The organism is Luteibaculum oceani (assembly GCF_007995015.1).
Lineage (GTDB): Bacteria > Bacteroidota > Bacteroidia > Flavobacteriales_D > Luteibaculaceae > Luteibaculum > Luteibaculum oceani.
Map to the genome: position 1 here is coordinate 147,991 of NZ_VORB01000008.1, position 16,274 is coordinate 164,264.

Annotated in this window: 13 protein-coding genes and 1 rRNA gene; 7 read left to right on the forward strand and 7 right to left on the reverse strand. The window is 39.6% G+C overall.

The window, feature by feature from the left end:
• Positions 1-141: 141 nt before the first annotated feature.
• From FRX97_RS09725 to FRX97_RS09735, 3 genes are read right to left on the reverse strand one after another with little or no spacing between them, the layout of a single operon-like run.
• Positions 142-1,089, reverse strand: coding sequence for a VOC family protein (locus FRX97_RS09725; RefSeq protein ID WP_147015019.1), 948 nt, complete (start codon positions 1,087-1,089; stop codon positions 142-144).
• 7 nt (positions 1,090-1,096) lie between these two features.
• Positions 1,097-1,798: a TIGR04283 family arsenosugar biosynthesis glycosyltransferase gene (locus FRX97_RS09730; protein ID WP_170227097.1), complete on the reverse strand. Its 702-nt coding sequence runs from the start codon at positions 1,796-1,798 to the stop codon at positions 1,097-1,099.
• Complete coding sequence (locus FRX97_RS09735) at positions 1,798-2,862, reverse strand: BamA/TamA family outer membrane protein (RefSeq protein WP_147015021.1); 1,065 nt, start codon at positions 2,860-2,862, stop codon at positions 1,798-1,800. The genes FRX97_RS09730 and FRX97_RS09735 overlap by 1 nt, the downstream gene beginning before the upstream one ends.
• A 20-nt stretch (positions 2,863-2,882) precedes the next feature.
• Between FRX97_RS09735 and FRX97_RS09740 the strand changes: the two genes are divergently transcribed.
• On the forward strand, positions 2,883-5,150 hold the full coding sequence (locus FRX97_RS09740; RefSeq protein ID WP_147015022.1) for an efflux RND transporter permease subunit: 2,268 nt from the start codon (positions 2,883-2,885) through the stop codon (positions 5,148-5,150).
• On the opposite strand, the gene FRX97_RS09745 is transcribed toward FRX97_RS09740, so the two are convergent.
• A complete protein-coding gene (locus tag FRX97_RS09745; protein WP_147015023.1) occupies positions 5,143-5,871 on the reverse strand; it encodes a hypothetical protein in 729 nt (242 codons plus the stop codon). The genes FRX97_RS09740 and FRX97_RS09745 overlap by 8 nt on opposite strands.
• Before the next feature lie 27 nt (positions 5,872-5,898).
• Between FRX97_RS09745 and trmD the strand changes: the two genes are divergently transcribed.
• The 3 genes from trmD to FRX97_RS09760 all read left to right on the forward strand — a co-directional run bounded on the left by trmD (position 5,899) and on the right by FRX97_RS09760 (position 8,416).
• Complete coding sequence (trmD, locus tag FRX97_RS09750) at positions 5,899-6,573, forward strand: tRNA (guanosine(37)-N1)-methyltransferase TrmD (protein WP_147015024.1); 675 nt, start codon at positions 5,899-5,901, stop codon at positions 6,571-6,573.
• Between the two features lie 94 nt (positions 6,574-6,667).
• Positions 6,668-7,024 (forward strand): 50S ribosomal protein L19, encoded by a 357-nt coding sequence (gene rplS, locus FRX97_RS09755; protein ID WP_147015025.1) that lies wholly within the window; start codon positions 6,668-6,670, stop codon positions 7,022-7,024.
• A gap of 108 nt (positions 7,025-7,132) precedes the next feature.
• Positions 7,133-8,416 (forward strand): hypothetical protein, encoded by a 1,284-nt coding sequence (locus tag FRX97_RS09760; RefSeq protein ID WP_147015026.1) that lies wholly within the window; start codon positions 7,133-7,135, stop codon positions 8,414-8,416.
• Between the two features lie 145 nt (positions 8,417-8,561).
• On the opposite strand, the gene FRX97_RS09765 is transcribed toward FRX97_RS09760, so the two are convergent.
• The gene (locus FRX97_RS09765; RefSeq protein ID WP_147015027.1) at positions 8,562-10,868 is read right to left on the reverse strand and encodes a M1 family metallopeptidase; all 2,307 of its coding nucleotides are present in this window, start codon (positions 10,866-10,868) and stop codon (positions 8,562-8,564) included.
• 118 nt (positions 10,869-10,986) lie between these two features.
• Here FRX97_RS09765 and FRX97_RS09770 point away from each other — a divergent pair, with 118 nt between their 5' ends.
• A complete protein-coding gene (locus FRX97_RS09770; protein WP_170227098.1) occupies positions 10,987-11,508 on the forward strand; it encodes a DUF6702 family protein in 522 nt (173 codons plus the stop codon).
• On the forward strand, positions 11,501-12,133 hold the full coding sequence (gene nth / locus FRX97_RS09775) for an endonuclease III (RefSeq protein WP_147015029.1): 633 nt from the start codon (positions 11,501-11,503) through the stop codon (positions 12,131-12,133). The genes FRX97_RS09770 and nth overlap by 8 nt, the downstream gene beginning before the upstream one ends.
• 227 nt (positions 12,134-12,360) lie before the next feature.
• Here nth and FRX97_RS09780 read toward each other — a convergent pair whose 3' ends face one another.
• Positions 12,361-12,942: a sigma-70 family RNA polymerase sigma factor gene (locus FRX97_RS09780; protein ID WP_147015036.1), complete on the reverse strand. Its 582-nt coding sequence runs from the start codon at positions 12,940-12,942 to the stop codon at positions 12,361-12,363.
• 215 nt (positions 12,943-13,157) lie between these two features.
• Here FRX97_RS09780 and uvrA point away from each other — a divergent pair, with 215 nt between their 5' ends.
• On the forward strand, positions 13,158-15,944 hold the full coding sequence (gene uvrA / locus FRX97_RS09785; RefSeq protein ID WP_147015030.1) for an excinuclease ABC subunit UvrA: 2,787 nt from the start codon (positions 13,158-13,160) through the stop codon (positions 15,942-15,944).
• A 257-nt stretch (positions 15,945-16,201) separates the two neighbouring features.
• On the opposite strand, the gene rrf is transcribed toward uvrA, so the two are convergent.
• Positions 16,202-16,274, reverse strand: a 5S ribosomal RNA gene (rrf, locus tag FRX97_RS12515); the annotation flags it as partial.

The following is a 16,274-nucleotide window of genomic DNA, read 5'->3' on the forward strand; positions in this document are numbered from 1 at the left end:
GCAGAAATAAAAAAAGCTTCTATCTTTGATATAACAAAGAACTAGATATCGATTTGTGGTAGGGTCGATGTCTAGGAAGGGCCTCCAAAAGAGGCCCTTTTTTTTGCCCAATATTTTCCCAAAAAAAGTTTACGTTTTTCTTTAAGCGAAATTCACAATCGCCTTTAAGATCCATGCAGGAATAGGTTTGCTTTTATACTTGTTTAGATCTAGGCTTAAGCCAAGCTTTTTACTTACTGGAATTTTATGCGTTTCTACCAATTCTATCAAGGTACCGTCAGGATCCTCGATGTACCCAAAACGTCCTGCAGCATCAGACATCCCAAAACTTTCTGCACTATCCACCTTTAAACCATACCCAGAATCATTTGCCCTGTCTGCGAATTTATCCATACCTGGACATTCAAAACACAGGTGTATAAATCCCTGATCTCCCCAGTACCTGTTTTCGAAATGGTGCTTTTTAGCATCGATTTCCACAGCTACTAATTTCAATTCCATGCTACCAAGAAGTCCGGAAAACAAGGCTGGCTTTCCTTCCAACACATAGCTATTTACCTGGCACGGAATACCATCCCATAAATGTTCTTCCTCCCTAAACTTTTTAAACCCAAGGAGGTCACAATAAAAAGACTCCGATACCTTTAAATCACTTACCGCTATAACTGCTCCGCGAATTCCAGCTTTTCCTCCCGGAATATCCGAACCAGCAACAAAAACATTTCCAAAGGGGTCCTTAACCCCCAGACTTCCTGTCCAAAGAACATCTGCAGAAATTTCTGTACGTGGCAGATCGCCACATATTGCACCTAAAATACCGAGCGATTGTGGAGTGATAATGGGTTGGGCTACAGGTTTTCTGTCCTTAAACTGCCAAATTTCTAACCCGCCACCACCGGCCTTTTTCAGAGCCAAAATAGCCCTTCTTTTTTCGGCTTTATTACCTGTATAATCGGTCATCAATGAAGCTGTTGCCACATCATCGAAGAACTTAAGACTGAAATGAAATTTGTTTTTATACCAATCGTATGCCTTTGAGGCATCTTCTACCCCAATACCTATTTGTTGAACCCCAGAAAAAAACTGCATTTCGGGCTTAGTTTTGTAACATTTTAGAATATAGTTTTCTCAGTTTCATTGTTGGATATCCCAAATGAAACAGAATAAATACCAAAAGATTAACCAGGTTAACCTTTACATACGCGTTGCCATCGTACTTTCTACTCGACACAACTACCGCTTTTGGCATGACCGTAAAACTAGCCTTTTGTTTTAACTTTTTAATCAAGGGATATTCTTCCATCAAAAAGACCTCTTCATCGTACGGACCAATTTCAAAAAACAGCTCTCTTTTAACCCATAAAGTCTGATCTCCTCCCCTAAACATTTGTCCTCGAAAACGGGTAAAACTGGAGTTTATCATAAGCGGGATTACATCCTTATCAAATTTAAAACGATAGCATCCTGAGTCATAGCCTGCATTCAAAGCAGACTCTATGTCGCTAGCCGCTGTTTGGGGTATCATTGTATCGGCATGGATAAAATATAGAACTTCGTGCTTTGCTATAGCAGCAGCCTTATTCATTTGAATAGCCCTAGACTGCGCCTTACTCTCTACAAAATCAACCCCTAGTTTCTTACATAGGCCCTCCGTATCTTTACAGGCCGTCGCATTACACACTATAATCTCATGAGTTCTATTTTCAAATGATTGAACCAACTGAGGTAGTAAACGAGTTAAGTTTGGATACTCGTTTAGACAAGGAATTATTATGCTATAGCTTATTTCTTTACTCACTAAAAAGCCTCCAATACGGTAAAATAAAAGTTGGATTCACCGGTTTGGGTAAACCCAAGATCCAACCTTAAATTAATGTTTGAATTTTTCTGCAATTTATACCTCAATCCTACTCCACCAGTATACAGAAGCTCCTGATATTTGAATTGATCAAAGGTATTTGCAACCGCTCCAATACCGACGAAGGCAACAGCCCCGAATCTATTGGGTCTATATCGTAATTCGCTTTGCGCGAATGCCGCCAAGCGATCCCTAAAACGATCTGCATAATATCCCCGTAAAACTCTACTTCCACCTACGCTCGCCATCTGGTAAAAAGGAACTGCTCCATTTACGGATTCCCATCCCACTTGGTTTGCTAATACTAAGTCATTCCACGATAAATAGTTCGATACGCTTATAGATAAATTAGTAAAGGCACCGTAACTAGTAAATGAAGATGGAAAGGATACAAAGCTCGCACTGATCAAATTACCACTGTTTGGAAAAAAATTATCGTTTCTGTTGTCCCATACTACAGCCGGACCTATTCCCAGAAAACCAGCTCCATTTGAACCGAGAAATCGATCCTTTTCTAAAAGTCCTCCTTCTTCAACAGATAACATCTTAAAGTTATCTCCTACTAACCTAGCCCCTAGATATAAGTTTTTGAATCGATGGTATGCAGATACTCGTATCCTTGGATATTGCACTCGATATTTTTCCTTTATAGACATCCCCTGTTCGTACCCAACCCCATAAAAATCGTAGGTATATCTGTAAAATCCTGCTTCGCCCTCTATTCTCCATCTCGACCCCATAAATTGGAAAGGGGCGTATACAAGAATTTGCTTTAGGGTAGTGTATGCCAAGCCCAATTGAATTTCAGATTGCAATGGAGCATCATTTAACGTAAAGGAATAAATTCCCGCAGCGCCTAGACCAAACCCAGTTTCTGGAGTGTAAAAAATTAAAGGGATTATACTGGTACTTTTGCTACTATCAACCGCCGCCTTTTCCTGTGCCAAGGAAAAAAAAGACCACATGGTGAAAACAAGCAGCAGGTAAAAACGTAGTTTAGTCAACAAAGCAAAATTTCTTTCGGTTGGATAAGTGGTTTACCCCAAAAAACGCTCGCAAAGTACTATTTGCAGCAGGATTTCTGGTTCTTCTTGCAGCATTTACGCTACGGAATCTAAACTTGGATTACGATTTCGAGCGATTTTTCCCTCAAAACGACCCTGCCTTAGATTTCTACCTCGAGTATAGAGAAAAGTTTGGTACCGACAACGATTTTTTGCTCATTGCTGCAAAGCCTAAATCTGGTGATATTTTAAATGAGGATTTTATATCGGCCGTTGCAGCTGTGGAAAAGGATTTAAATGCTTTAACCAAGGTATCCTCTACACTGAGTCCGTTTTCTTTGAAAATTCCTGTGCGCTCCGCCCTTGGCGCCAAAAATAAATCTGTAATTCCCAGTAACCCAGAACTCAACAGATATGAGATTTTCTCCGACCCACTTTTAGATCGAAAGTTAATCTCTGAAGACCGCCAATCCATTTCCATCCTCGTACAACACCAGCCCTATCTAAGTAAAGTAAAGTCCGATTCCCTTTTAAGCGAAATCACCTCTATTCTCGACCACAATATCCCCAATCAATATCGGATGGCGGGAAAAATCTACGGTCAGAATTATTACATAAAAACCATGGGGAAGGAGCTGGCATTTTTTGCTTCAACCTCCTTTCTCCTTTTGGGAATTTTCTTATTTATTTCTTTTCGTTCAGTCTGGGGAGTATGGCTCCCCATGTTAATCGTTGTCATTACAGTTTTAACCGATTTGGCACTCATCACCCTATTCGGATACAGCATTAGCGTTTTGTCCACCATTTTACCCACCATCCTTTTTGTTGTGGGCATATCTGATGTAGTGCATTTAACTGAAAAATATCTTCAAGAATTAAGGTCTGGAAAAACCAAAATAAAGGCCATTATCTCGGCATACAAGGAAATTGGTTTAGCTACGCTTTTAACCTCGGTAACCACTTGCATTGGCTTTCTTACGCTTCTCACTTCCAGCATTGGTCCCATTGCCAATTTTGGTTGGTTTGCGGCGCTTGGAGTAATGCTGGCCTTTGTATTTGCTTTTAGTGTTTTTCCAGCTTTTCTAATCCTCCTTCCAAAACCAAAAAAACTATTGGAAAAAGCCAATGGAAATCAGTTTTGGGATAAAATTCTAATACGTGGTTTTACTTTTTCGCTCAGAAATATCCCCATCCTTTTCCTTTTATTCACTGGGATAGTAGCTGCTTCGTTGTATGGAATTTCGCGACTAGAAATCAATAATTACTTATTAGAAGATCTTGCCGAGAGCGATCCTCACCGTCAGGACTTCGTGTTTTTTGAAGAGCAATTTGGAGGCGTTCGGCCCTTTGAGCTAGCTGGGAATTTTGACACATCCATGCACTCTTTCACTAATTATGATAGTTACGTGGCCATGGAGCGCATGATTAATTATTTGGAGGAAAGCTATGGGGTAAACAATGTATTAAGTCCGCTTAACGCAATTTATTTGGCACACCGAGCTTACATGGGTGGAAACAAAACCTACTACTCCCTTCCCGACTCCAGTACTTTTGAAAGAATAAAGCCCCTACTAAAACGTGGGTTAAACAACCCAAAAATTTCTCAATTGTTAGACAGACAAACTGGGGAGTTTCGAATTTCTGGAAACGTGGTGGATCTTGGTGGAGCTATCTTTCGAGAAAAAAACAAAGAATTAAATGCCTATATCGACCGATTGAGCAAGGAAACTGGCATGCAGTTTCAACAAACTGGAATGCCCATGTTGATAGACAAGAACAACGAAAGTCTATCTAAAGATATGCTGCTGGGATTATTAATCGCCTTTGCAGCAGTTGGTCTGTTGATGGGATTGTTATATCGGTCTCCCAAAATGGTTCTCATTGCCCTCATTCCAAACATTATCCCCCTTATTTTAATCGGAGGGCTTATGTACCTATTTGGCATTGACTTAAAACTTTCCACAGCAATCATCTTTACCATAGCCTTCGGTATAGCGGTAGATGATACCATTCATTTTCTTGCAAAGTTTAGAATAGAACTTGGGAAAAATAAACCCTTAATAATTGCCTTAAAAAACACCTATCTGGGCGCTGGAAAGGCCATAGTTATCACTTCCTTAATTCTTTTTTCAGGGTTTATTACACTGGTATTCTCATCCTTTGCAAGTACCTTTTATTTAGGGTTACTGGTTAGCATTACCCTTTTCTTGGCTGTGATAACGGACCTTCTTCTACTACCCGGGCTACTTTATTTGGGCTATTGCAAAAAGAAGATGCAGACTAATTAGACTTTTTAAATTCCGTTGTTTTGGCGGTTACACCCACAAATTTTTCTAATTGGGTAACCACTTTTAGAGCAGCATCAGTTCTCCCCTTCTCTTTGAGATAGTCCGCATGCTCAAGCATTGCATACTCAAGGAAGTTTTTCTTATCCGAAGCTTCTTTAGACCAGTCCGTAACGTTCTCAATCATTCTATTGAACTCGGCTTGCATCTCATTTTGAGTATAGGTATCCCCTTCTCTGGCCGCCAACTGTAGCTGCATATAAATTACCGAGTAATCATTCTCATCCAACCTTAACAGCTGCTTAAAATAATACTGGGCTCTACTGTCCTTCCCCTCCTTTAATTCGAAAATAGCCTCGTTTTTAATTTCAGCTCGCAGTTTGGCAATAAAATCATCACCTTCCTCGGCGTAAGCATTTGTCCGATCGTAACGGACAAATTTTGTAGCCAATTTTAGAGACTCCCTTAATGGATTTTTATACACTTCAGACAACTCCTCATTGTCTTTAATATCGAAGTAACCCATTGCCGCATAAAGATATGGCAGGGCATCCTTACGGGTTTTATCATTATCCATATACTTTTCTGCCTTCTTCAACAATTTCTCGTAATCGGCATCCAAGTACAGCATCAATAAATCAAAGTACTCCTTCTTCTCGTCTTGAGCCTGTATATTTGCAACGGAAATCAATCCCAATAAAAGTAATAGCACCAATTTTTTCATAGGTCTTACTAGCTTAATTTTTTAACAATGCGCATCGATATCATTTCTGCGGTACCCAGTTTATTAGAGTCTCCATTCAATGATTCTATCCTTAAACGTGCCAAAGAAAATAATCTTGTGGAAATAGGCATCCATAATATCCGTGATTACAGTCAGAACAAACACCGTACCATAGATGATTACGCATTTGGAGGTGGTGCTGGAATGGTTTTAGAAATAGAACCCATCGATAGATGTATTTCCCAATTGAAGGAGCAAAGGGATTACGACGAAGTAATTTACATGTCCCCCGATGGTGAATTATTCGACCAGCCCATGGCGAACCAACTCTCCCTTAAAAAGAACTTAATCATCCTTTGTGGACATTATAAAGGGGTAGACGAAAGGGTTAGACAACATTTAATAACTAAGGAAATATCGATTGGAAACTTTGTTTTATCTGGAGGAGAGCTAGCCGCGGCAGTTGTTAGTGATGCCATTATTAGATTACTCCCTGGGGTGCTTAATGATGAAACTTCTGCACTTTCTGATAGTTTCCAAGATGGGTTGGTGGCTCCCCCCGTTTATACACGCCCAGCGGAATATAAAGGTTGGAAAGTACCTGAAGTATTGCTAAGTGGAAACTTTAAAAAAATAGACGCCTGGAGAATGGAGCAATCCATTGCCAGAACAAAAGAACGACGCCCTGAAATGGAGGAATAATTTTTTTTAATTGAAGTATTTCTGCTTTGAAATAAAAAGTGTAAGTTTGCAAGCCAATTTTGAGAGGGAAAACCCGGTATAAATATTTAGTGAGATGGACATTATAAAAGAAATCGAGGCAGAAATCAATCCAAAGAAAGAATTGCCAGAGTTCAACGCAGGTGACACCATTGCGGTTTCTTATAAGATTAAGGAGGGAAACAAAGAGCGTATTCAGCAATTTACCGGTGTTGTTTTACAGAGAAGAGGAAACGGATCAACTGAGACTTTCACCATAAGAAAGATGTCTGGAAATATCGGGGTAGAGCGTATTATTCCTGTTAATTCTCCATTCATTGAGGAAATTAAGGTATTAAAGCGCGGTAAAGTGCGTAGAGCTAGAATATTCTACCTTCGTGAGCGTACTGGTAAAGCAGCTCGTATCAAGGAGAGAAAATTCTTCAAAAAATAAGATTTTACATTTTTACCATAGTCAGGGGCTTCCAAAAGGAAGCCCTTTTTTTTTGCCCAACTTTCATTTTAATGGATATTCATACTTTTCAGACATAATTCAATTCCAATGCCCTTCATAAAATTTATTTCCCTAACTATTTTGATGCTTTCAATAGGTATTGACCTATTGGCTCAATCCTCCATCGGCTATAACTTTAAAGAACAACAAGTCAAACAAGAACCCATAAAGCACGGAACCCCCACCAGCCTGAAAATCAATAACATCAACACCTTGCGGTATAGTATTGAAATTCAATCGGGGGAAATGCAATATTCTTCCACCCCACCTTCGAAGTTAAGGGAGATGGAGTTCCAAAAAGCTGTTGGCACGGAAATTAATTATACAAATAAGCTTATCGCCGTTATCAATGAAGGGAAAAAGGAACAGGAGCTTCTGAGGACCCTAATGGACAAATCGGTTCAGGGGCTGGTGAAAACAGCTGCAGAGAAACAGCTTCTTCTTCAATACAGCAGGGAAGATTTGAAGCAAATTTTACTGGTCATGGAAGCAGCAGAAACAATAGACTCTAGCTTTTCCCGAAAGAAAGAACTCGTTCGAATAAGAAACAGGGCTATTTCTATTTGTAGAAGCAATTACACGGAACAAGTTCAGGCTCATTCCGATATGACTAAATTATTGCAATCGCTTCCCAACACCGATAACAATTACGACACCCAACTTGTATTGAAGAGTGAAAGCTTTTTACGTGCCCAAAAAAGGATTTTAGAAAAAGCTAAACAACTACCCCAGTTTAACGAGGGTGCATTTAAAACCACTTGTGAACAAATAACAGCGGCCTATGACTCACAGATTATTACCGTTTCGGATGGTGAGTTACAAAAACTATACGATGATATCTATTGGCTAGCTTCTTTGGTTGAAAAACCACAGATTTTCGTAGTGACAACACCCCCGAGTATAGCAAAGGATGACAATGTTTCGTATCAAATAAATGTAAGCACTTCTAACTTGGCCGATGAAAGTACGGAACAGCTTTCGTTTAATGTTAAATGCCCGGTTTACGGCGGACTTAAAGTAAGCTTTAGTGCGGGATTGTCCATAACAGGAGGTCTGTACAATGGCACCATAATGGATATAAGCGGAAATAATCCAGAAGGCAGGATGGGTGTAATATCCCTGAGTGCATTTTCACATTTCCACCGACGCAGCCTAAAAAGCGTGGTTCCAGCCTTTTCTGTAGGTATGGGATTCAATGCTTATAATTTCCCTTATCCTCATTATTACTTTGGCCCCTCATTACTTTTGGAAAGGAACACCAGTTTGTATTTAGCACCGGACTGGCCTTTAGCAGAATGGAAGTTTATGATAATCCTGTTGGAGAGGGTATAACCCCCAACTCTCCTACCCAGCGCGTAATGAAAATGGGAGGATTTGTAGCATTTAGTTACTGTTTGCCCCTCTAAAATGCTGTAAAAATATTGGCAACAAAAAACCCGGCTTGAGCCGGGTTTTATAGTTTATAAAGACTTCAATCTTACCACTTCTTGCCCGCTCTTTTGTAGCGTTGCATTTCATTTTCAGACGATCTGTTGTACTCATACAGATCAAACTTAGAAGGAAGCACTCTTTTTGGCCAGTAGTTGTTTTCCACATCGGTATCTGCAGTTTGCAACCTTGGATCTACTATTACTTCCTTTAACTCCTTATCAAAGATGAAGACTTTAGTGATTACCTCACTATCGAATCTCCAAATCTCTGCAGGCAGTGTTCTGCTTTCCACCGAACCATCCTTAAATTTAAAGTCAAGGATAATTGGCATAGGAATGCCTCCTATATTTCTAAATTTAAGCTCGTAGAAATTGTCCTTAGAATTAAGCATTTCTTTTTGCTCGGCATCTAAACCAGAAAGGTATTTCTTGTACTCCTCTTCATCCAGTTTATTTGGCTTTTTATAATCTACTTGCGTATAAAAGTCTTCTAACCCTTTATCTCTTTCGATATATACGGTCTCTAAATCCTTTTTATTTCGCTCTTTAGAGATATCATAATCCTCCCCTTTACTCTGCTCAAACGCATATTCTTTAGATGGATTTTTAGAATTAATCTGATACCATTTAACATCCTCTAGTGCAATATCCACATGGTCGGTTTCGTAGAACCATGCTCTCCAAAACCAATCGAGATCGGTACCTGAAGCATCTTCCATTGTGCGGAAGAAATCTGCAGGTTCTGGATGCTTAAACATCCACCTTTGCGCGTAAGTCTTAAATGCAAAATCGAACAACTCCCTTCCTAAAATAGTTTCCCTCAGGATATTCAGCGCTGTAGCTGGTTTTCCATAAGCGTTATTCCCAAATTGGAATATACTTTCGGAGTTGGTCATGATCGGAGAAATTCTATCCTTAGAGCCACTCATGTAATCTACTATCTTACTTGCAGGACCTCTTCTAGACGGATAATCTCTCTGGAACTCTTGCTCGGTAAGGTACTGTAGGAACGTATTTAATCCCTCATCCATCCAAGTCCATTGGCGCTCATCTGAATTCACAATCATAGGGAAATAGTTATGCCCAACTTCGTGGATAATCACTCCTATCATTCCGTATTTCATGCGCTCACTGTAGGTGCCATCCTTTTCTGGTCTACCGTAGTTAAAGCAAATCATTGGATACTCCATACCAATTTGCTTGGAGTGAACCGATATTGCTGCTGGATAAGGATAATCGAAGGTATGTTTGCTATATACGTTAAGGGTGTGCGCAACAACTTTGGTAGAATACTTTTCCCAAAGTGGATTTCCCTCTTTTGGGTAGTAAGACATCGCCATTACCGTTCTGTCACCAAACTTAACTGCCATAGCATCCCATAAGAACTTTCTAGATGTAGCAAAAGCAAAATCTCTAACGTTTTCAGCCTTGTAATGCCAGGTTTTAGTACTAGAAGATTTCGATTTTTCCGCCGCTCTAGCTTCTTTCTCCGTAACTATCATTACTGGCTCTACCGTACTCTGCTGAGCCTTTTTCCATCTTTCTTTTTGTGTGCTGGTTAAAACCTCATCCACATTTTGCAACATTCCAGTTGCTCCCAAAACGTGATCAGCAGGAACTGTTATGCGCACGTCGTAATTTCCAAAGGTTAAAGTAAATTCACCTCTTCCTAAAAACTGTTTGTTTTGCCATCCCTCGTAGTCTGTGTACAAACACATTCTCGGATAGAATTGTGCTATGGTAAACAGGTAGTTATCATCCTCCTCGAAATACTCCATTCCCGAACGACCACCTATTTTCATTCTATCATTGATGTTGTACCACCATTTAATATTCAAACGAATTTTTTCTCCTGGTTTAAGGGGTTGATCAAGATCTACACGCATCATGGTTCTGTTGATGGTGTATTTCATATCTCCACCATTTTCATCGCGTACCCAATCAATTTTAAAACCACCATCGAACCATGGCTCCATATTTTTAATACTCGCGAAAGATTCCTTTGAGTTAATGGATGAAGTACTGGTTTTGTATGTATCTGAATCTTTAGCCCTTACATTCTGATCTAACTGTATCCACAGATACTCAAGTGCATCTGGAGATTGATTGTAATAAGTTATTTCCTCATTCCCATAAATTCGTTGCTTCGCCTCGTCTAGCTTTATCTCCATGCTGTAGTCTGCACGCTGTTGCCAGTACTCATGGCCAGGTGCTCCAGCAGCATTTCTGTAGGTATTTGGAGTAGGAAGGGCTGTACCCAGTTGTTGAAATGAATTGGTTACTTTTTCCTGGGATGCCAGTCCTAATACCAGGAAAATGCTCAACCCGAAAATGGTAAGGTTCTTCAATCGCATAGATTTTATTTTAAAGGCGCGAATTTAAAATCTTAAATGCCTCCAACTCGAAAATTTTGCCAAAAGGATTTCCAAATCTTGTAGCTCTATGGTTTCCTTAATAGCTTTACCACCACTTATGAAAGCTAAGTTTACTTTACCCGTCTCATTTACCCTCCTTCTAATTTGGATTATTTGTTCCTCTTTTAGTCACCCCTTTCACGTTAGTGTTAGTCTCTTAGATGCTGATTTTCAAAACAAAAGGATAAAATGCACTCACAAAATTTTTGTCGACGACTTAGAAAAGGGATTGGCTTTGGCCTTTAATAAAAGTATCAAACTGACGAAAAAAACTATCACTTCCGAGGATACCCAAAAACATTTAGAATCCTACTTACAATCAAACTTTAAGATTAGGTTTAAAGATGAGATGCTACCCCAATGGGTGGGCTGTGAAATTGAAAATGATTTAATCTGGGTTTATGTGGCTTATGAAGCTAAGGAGAAATGGGTGGAAACTTTAGAAGTAAAAAACAACCTTCTATTTAACACCTATAGCGACCAGTTAAACATCGTTCACTTTGAATATAGCGGAGAGAAGTACACTCAACATTTTAACCAAAAGGTAAAGGATTTTGCTCCTTTAAAAACGCATGACTAAGAAAGAAAAAGCCGCATTTATAGTAGATAAGTTGGAGCAACTCTATCCAGAAACTCCAGTACCTTTAGACCATAAGGACCCATATACATTATTAATCGCCGTCTTACTTTCGGCGCAATGTACAGACGAACGAGTAAATCAGGTAACTCCTTATTTATGGGAATTAGCTGACAATCCCTTTGATATGGCCAAGCAAACTCAAGAGGATATCAAAGCAATAATTCGTCCTTGCGGGCTTTCTCCTCGAAAATCTGCGGCTATTCTGGAGCTTTCTAAAATCCTAGTAAAAAAATATAATGGTGAGGTTCCCCAATCTTTCGATGCCTTAGAAGAACTACCAGGTGTTGGTCATAAAACCGCCTCCGTGGTTATGGCGCAAGCATTCAATGTACCCGCCTTCCCGGTAGATACACATATACATAGATTACTTTACCGATGGACCATTAGTACAGGCAAATCGGTGGAAAAAACCGAAGCGGACGCAAAAAAGATTTTTCCAAAAGAGTTATGGAACAAACTGCATTTGCAGATTATATTCTATGGAAGAGAATACTGCAAAGCACGCGGACATAATCCAAATGATTGCCCCATTTGTTCTGCCATTGGTAGAAAGAATATGAAATAAAAAATCCCGGTAAAACCGGGATTTCAATTAATTTTTAATGATGGGCGCATCAAAATGAATGCGCTTGAAAACTTGGGTATCAACAGACCTACTATAGCTTTTTAAAAAATTAAGTGTTTTACTTTTAGGTGACACTCCACTACCGTTTAACTCATTAATAAATTCAAAGGAAGTAGCATTATTCATAGGCAATTTGTTTCCTATGAAACGCACCGCAAACGTACTTATTATTGAGGGCTCAAAATTATGTTGTGTTCCTTTATCATTTTCCTAATGTTTATTAGGGCATAACGCATTCTTCCTAAAGCAGTATTTATCGAAACTCCTGTATTTTCAGCAATCTCTTTAAAACTCATATCCTGAAAGCAACGCATCTGAACCACCTCCTTTTGTTCCTCTGGTAATTGCTCCATAAGCTTTTTAACATCAGAGCCAATCTGATCCATAACCAACTGATCTTCTACCGTTAACTCCTCCATGTCAAGCGTTGCAAAAATGTCGTAATCATCGCCACCCGATACCATACGCATTTTCTTTTCACGTCTGAAATGATCTATTACCAGGTTATGTGCTATCCTACAAACCCAAGGCAAAAACTTACCCTCTTCGTTGTACCTGCCACTTTTTAACGTGCGAATTACCTTCATAAAGGTTTCCTGAAATATATCTTCAGCCAATTCGCCGTCGTGAACCATAAAGTATATATTCTGGTATACCTTGGTTTTGTGACGTTCTAATAAAATTTCGAATGCTTTTTCGTTTCCCTTTATATAATGAGAAACCAATACGTGATCGCTTTCCTGCAACATACCCTTACTCTTTTGCAAACCAACACCGTTGGTCCTTGATTTATACTGATTTAAGAGTAAAAGTGTTTTATATGCAGAATTTTTGTTGGTGTTCCTCAAAGATACTTAAAAAATCTACTATGCAAATCCGTTAACAACTTTTTTAGGATTAAAGACTCCTCTTTGACCGCTACATTTTGCATGATACCTATTTTTATAGCTTTAAATTTTACTGCGTGCAAAAGGCAAAAGAAGATTTCATCCATATAAAAGGAGCGAGAGTTCACAACCTTAAGAATGTTGATGTTAAAATTCCGAGAAATAGCTTTACAGTTATTACCGGGGTTTCTGGATCAGGAAAATCTTCTCTTGCCTTCGATACTCTTTATGCTGAAGGCCAGCGTAGATATGTAGAGTCTTTGTCTTCTTATGCTAGACAGTTTTTAGGTCGACTAGAAAAACCAGATGTTGACCAAATAAACGGCTTAAGCCCTGCTATCGCCATAGAACAAAAGGTTATTGCCAAAAACTCTAGGTCTACCGTTGCAACTACCACAGAAATCTACGACTACCTAAAGCTTTTGTTTGCGAGAATTGGTGCCACCATATCCCCTATTTCTGGTCAACCGGTAAAACGGCATACAGTAGATGATGTGATTGATTGCATAAAAAAATGTCCCTCCGAAAGCGCCATAAGTGTTCTGGCGCCCTTTCCCGAAAACGACAGACTGGCCTCGGAGCAACTAAAACTATATACCCAACAGGGTTTTGCAAGAATATATATTGTTAACCAGGGATTTCAGCGCATTGAAAGTGCCGAAGCAGACCAAATAAACAGCCTTACTACAGATAAACTAAAACTCGCCGTAGATCGAATAAGATATAGCGAGGAAGATTTTGATCTCGCTCGCGTTACGGATGGAATAAACACCGCATTTTTCGAAGGGCACGGCAAATGCGAGTTACTAATTGAAACTCCCAAAGGAAAAGAAGAATGGGAGGAATTCTCCAACAAATTTGAGTTAGATGGGATGACTTTCGAGGAGCCTAGCGAAGCCTTTTTCTCTTTTAACAATCCCTACGGTGCCTGCGGTTCTTGTGAAGGATTTGGAAGCATAATCGGTATAGATCCAGAACTGGTAATCCCCGACCCAGAATTATCCGTTTACAACGATGCCATCGCATGTTGGCGGGGGGATAAAATGGGCGAATGGAAAGACCAACTTATAAGGTCTGCTTCAGAATTTAACTTCCCAATACACCGACCCATAAATGAGTTAAGCGAAAAGGAGTATGAGCTGCTTTGGAATGGGAACAAGCATTTTAAAGGATTAAATCGCTTTTTTAAATACCTAGAAGAAAAGTCCTATAAAATTCAATACCGCGTAATGCTGAGTCGTTACCGCGGCAAAACACTGTGCCCAGACTGTAAAGGATCGAGAATTAGAAAGGATGCTGCTTATGTAAAAATTGCAGGGAAATCCATCCAGGAAATCCTGAATTTGCCAGTCTCTAAGGCAAAGGACTTCTTTTCTACCCTCGAATTGAGCGAATACGAAAGACAAGTTTCAGATCGCCTATTGGTAGAAATTAATAATCGTTTGACCTTTTTAAGCGATGTAGGTCTTTCCTACCTAACCCTAGATCGTTTGGCAAATACCTTGTCTGGGGGAGAATCGCAGCGCATAAATTTAGCCACGTCATTAGGTAGTAGTTTGGTGGGATCTACTTATATACTAGACGAACCCAGTATAGGCTTGCATCCACGCGATACTGAAAACTTAATAGGCGTTTTAAAAAGATTACAGAAACTGGGGAATACCGTTGTGGTTGTTGAGCACGACAAGGAAATAATGCGCCAGGCGGATTACCTAGTAGATATGGGACCATTAGCAGGATCTAATGGCGGTGAAGTATGTTTTCAGGGGGATTTAAAAGCATTGGTTAAAAGCAGTACTCTAACCGCAAAATATTTATCCGGAAAGGAAAAATTAGAATCTGAACAAACCAAAGCCGAAAGCAAAAAGCACATAGAAATAGTAGGCGCACGAGAACATAACTTAAAGAATATAGACGCAAAATTTCCTATTAACCGATTTAGCGTGGTAACGGGAGTTTCAGGATCTGGAAAATCCACTCTAATCGGGGATATTTTATATCCTGCTGCTACCCGTGAAAAAGGTCTGGGTGGAAAAAAGCCCGGAAAGCACAAAGAAATTAAGGGGTTACAACATATTACTCAAATAGAATATGTGGATCAAAACCCTATTGGTAAAAGCTCTAGATCTAACCCGGTTACCTACGTAAAAGCCTTTGACGAAATAAGGAATTTGTTTGCCGGACTTCCTGCCTCTAAAACTCAAGGATTTAAGTCCGCTCATTTCTCCTTTAATGTTCCTGGTGGACGGTGCGAGGAATGTGAGGGTGAAGGGTATATTAAGATAGAGATGCAGTTTATGGCGGATGTGCAGCTTACTTGTGAAAGTTGTAAGGGGAAACGCTATAAAGACGATGTTTTAGATGTTCGTTATCAAGATCACAGTATATACGACATCCTAAACAGCACTATAGACGATGCCATAGCACTTTTTAGTTCTGATGAAAAAACTCGGGCTGCGAAGAAGATTGTAGATAAACTTACTCCTCTGCAACAGGTTGGATTGGGTTACTTAAAATTGGGGCAATCTTCTAATACCTTATCAGGTGGAGAAGCTCAAAGAATTAAGCTCGCTTCCTTTTTAAGCAAAGGAAACAGCAAAGAGAAAATCCTTTTTCTCTTTGACGAACCCACTACAGGTTTGCATTTTCACGACATCACCAATTTACTAAAGAGCTTTCGTTTGCTTTTAGCAGAAGGGCATACCATTATTTGCATAGAGCACAATTTGGATTTAATAAAACAAGCCGATTGGATAGTAGATATCGGTCCGGACGGAGGCGAAAACGGAGGGAATTTAATGTTTCAAGGGGCAGTGAATGAGTTGCAGAACTGTAGGGAGTCTGTTACGGCGGGGTATCTTTAATTAACTCAGATTATTTTTTGTCACACCGAGTGATCATGCCCTAGCGTGATTGTATCGAGTTGCACCACAGATAACTCGGATTTACCCAGATTTATCAGATTAGGGATTAAGGATGAGGGATAATTGTGGTTCTGCGATAGCAAAATCTTGTCCTTGTTGATTCGCTTCACATTTCACATTATTCGAAGTAGACTGCCTGAGCAAAGTATAAAGCAAAAAAAAACCCTGACTACGAAGTAATCAGGGTTTTAGATAAAAAGTGGCGGCGACATACTCTCCCGGTTGGTATACCAGTACCATCTGCGCTAGTGAGCTTAACTTCTCTGTTCG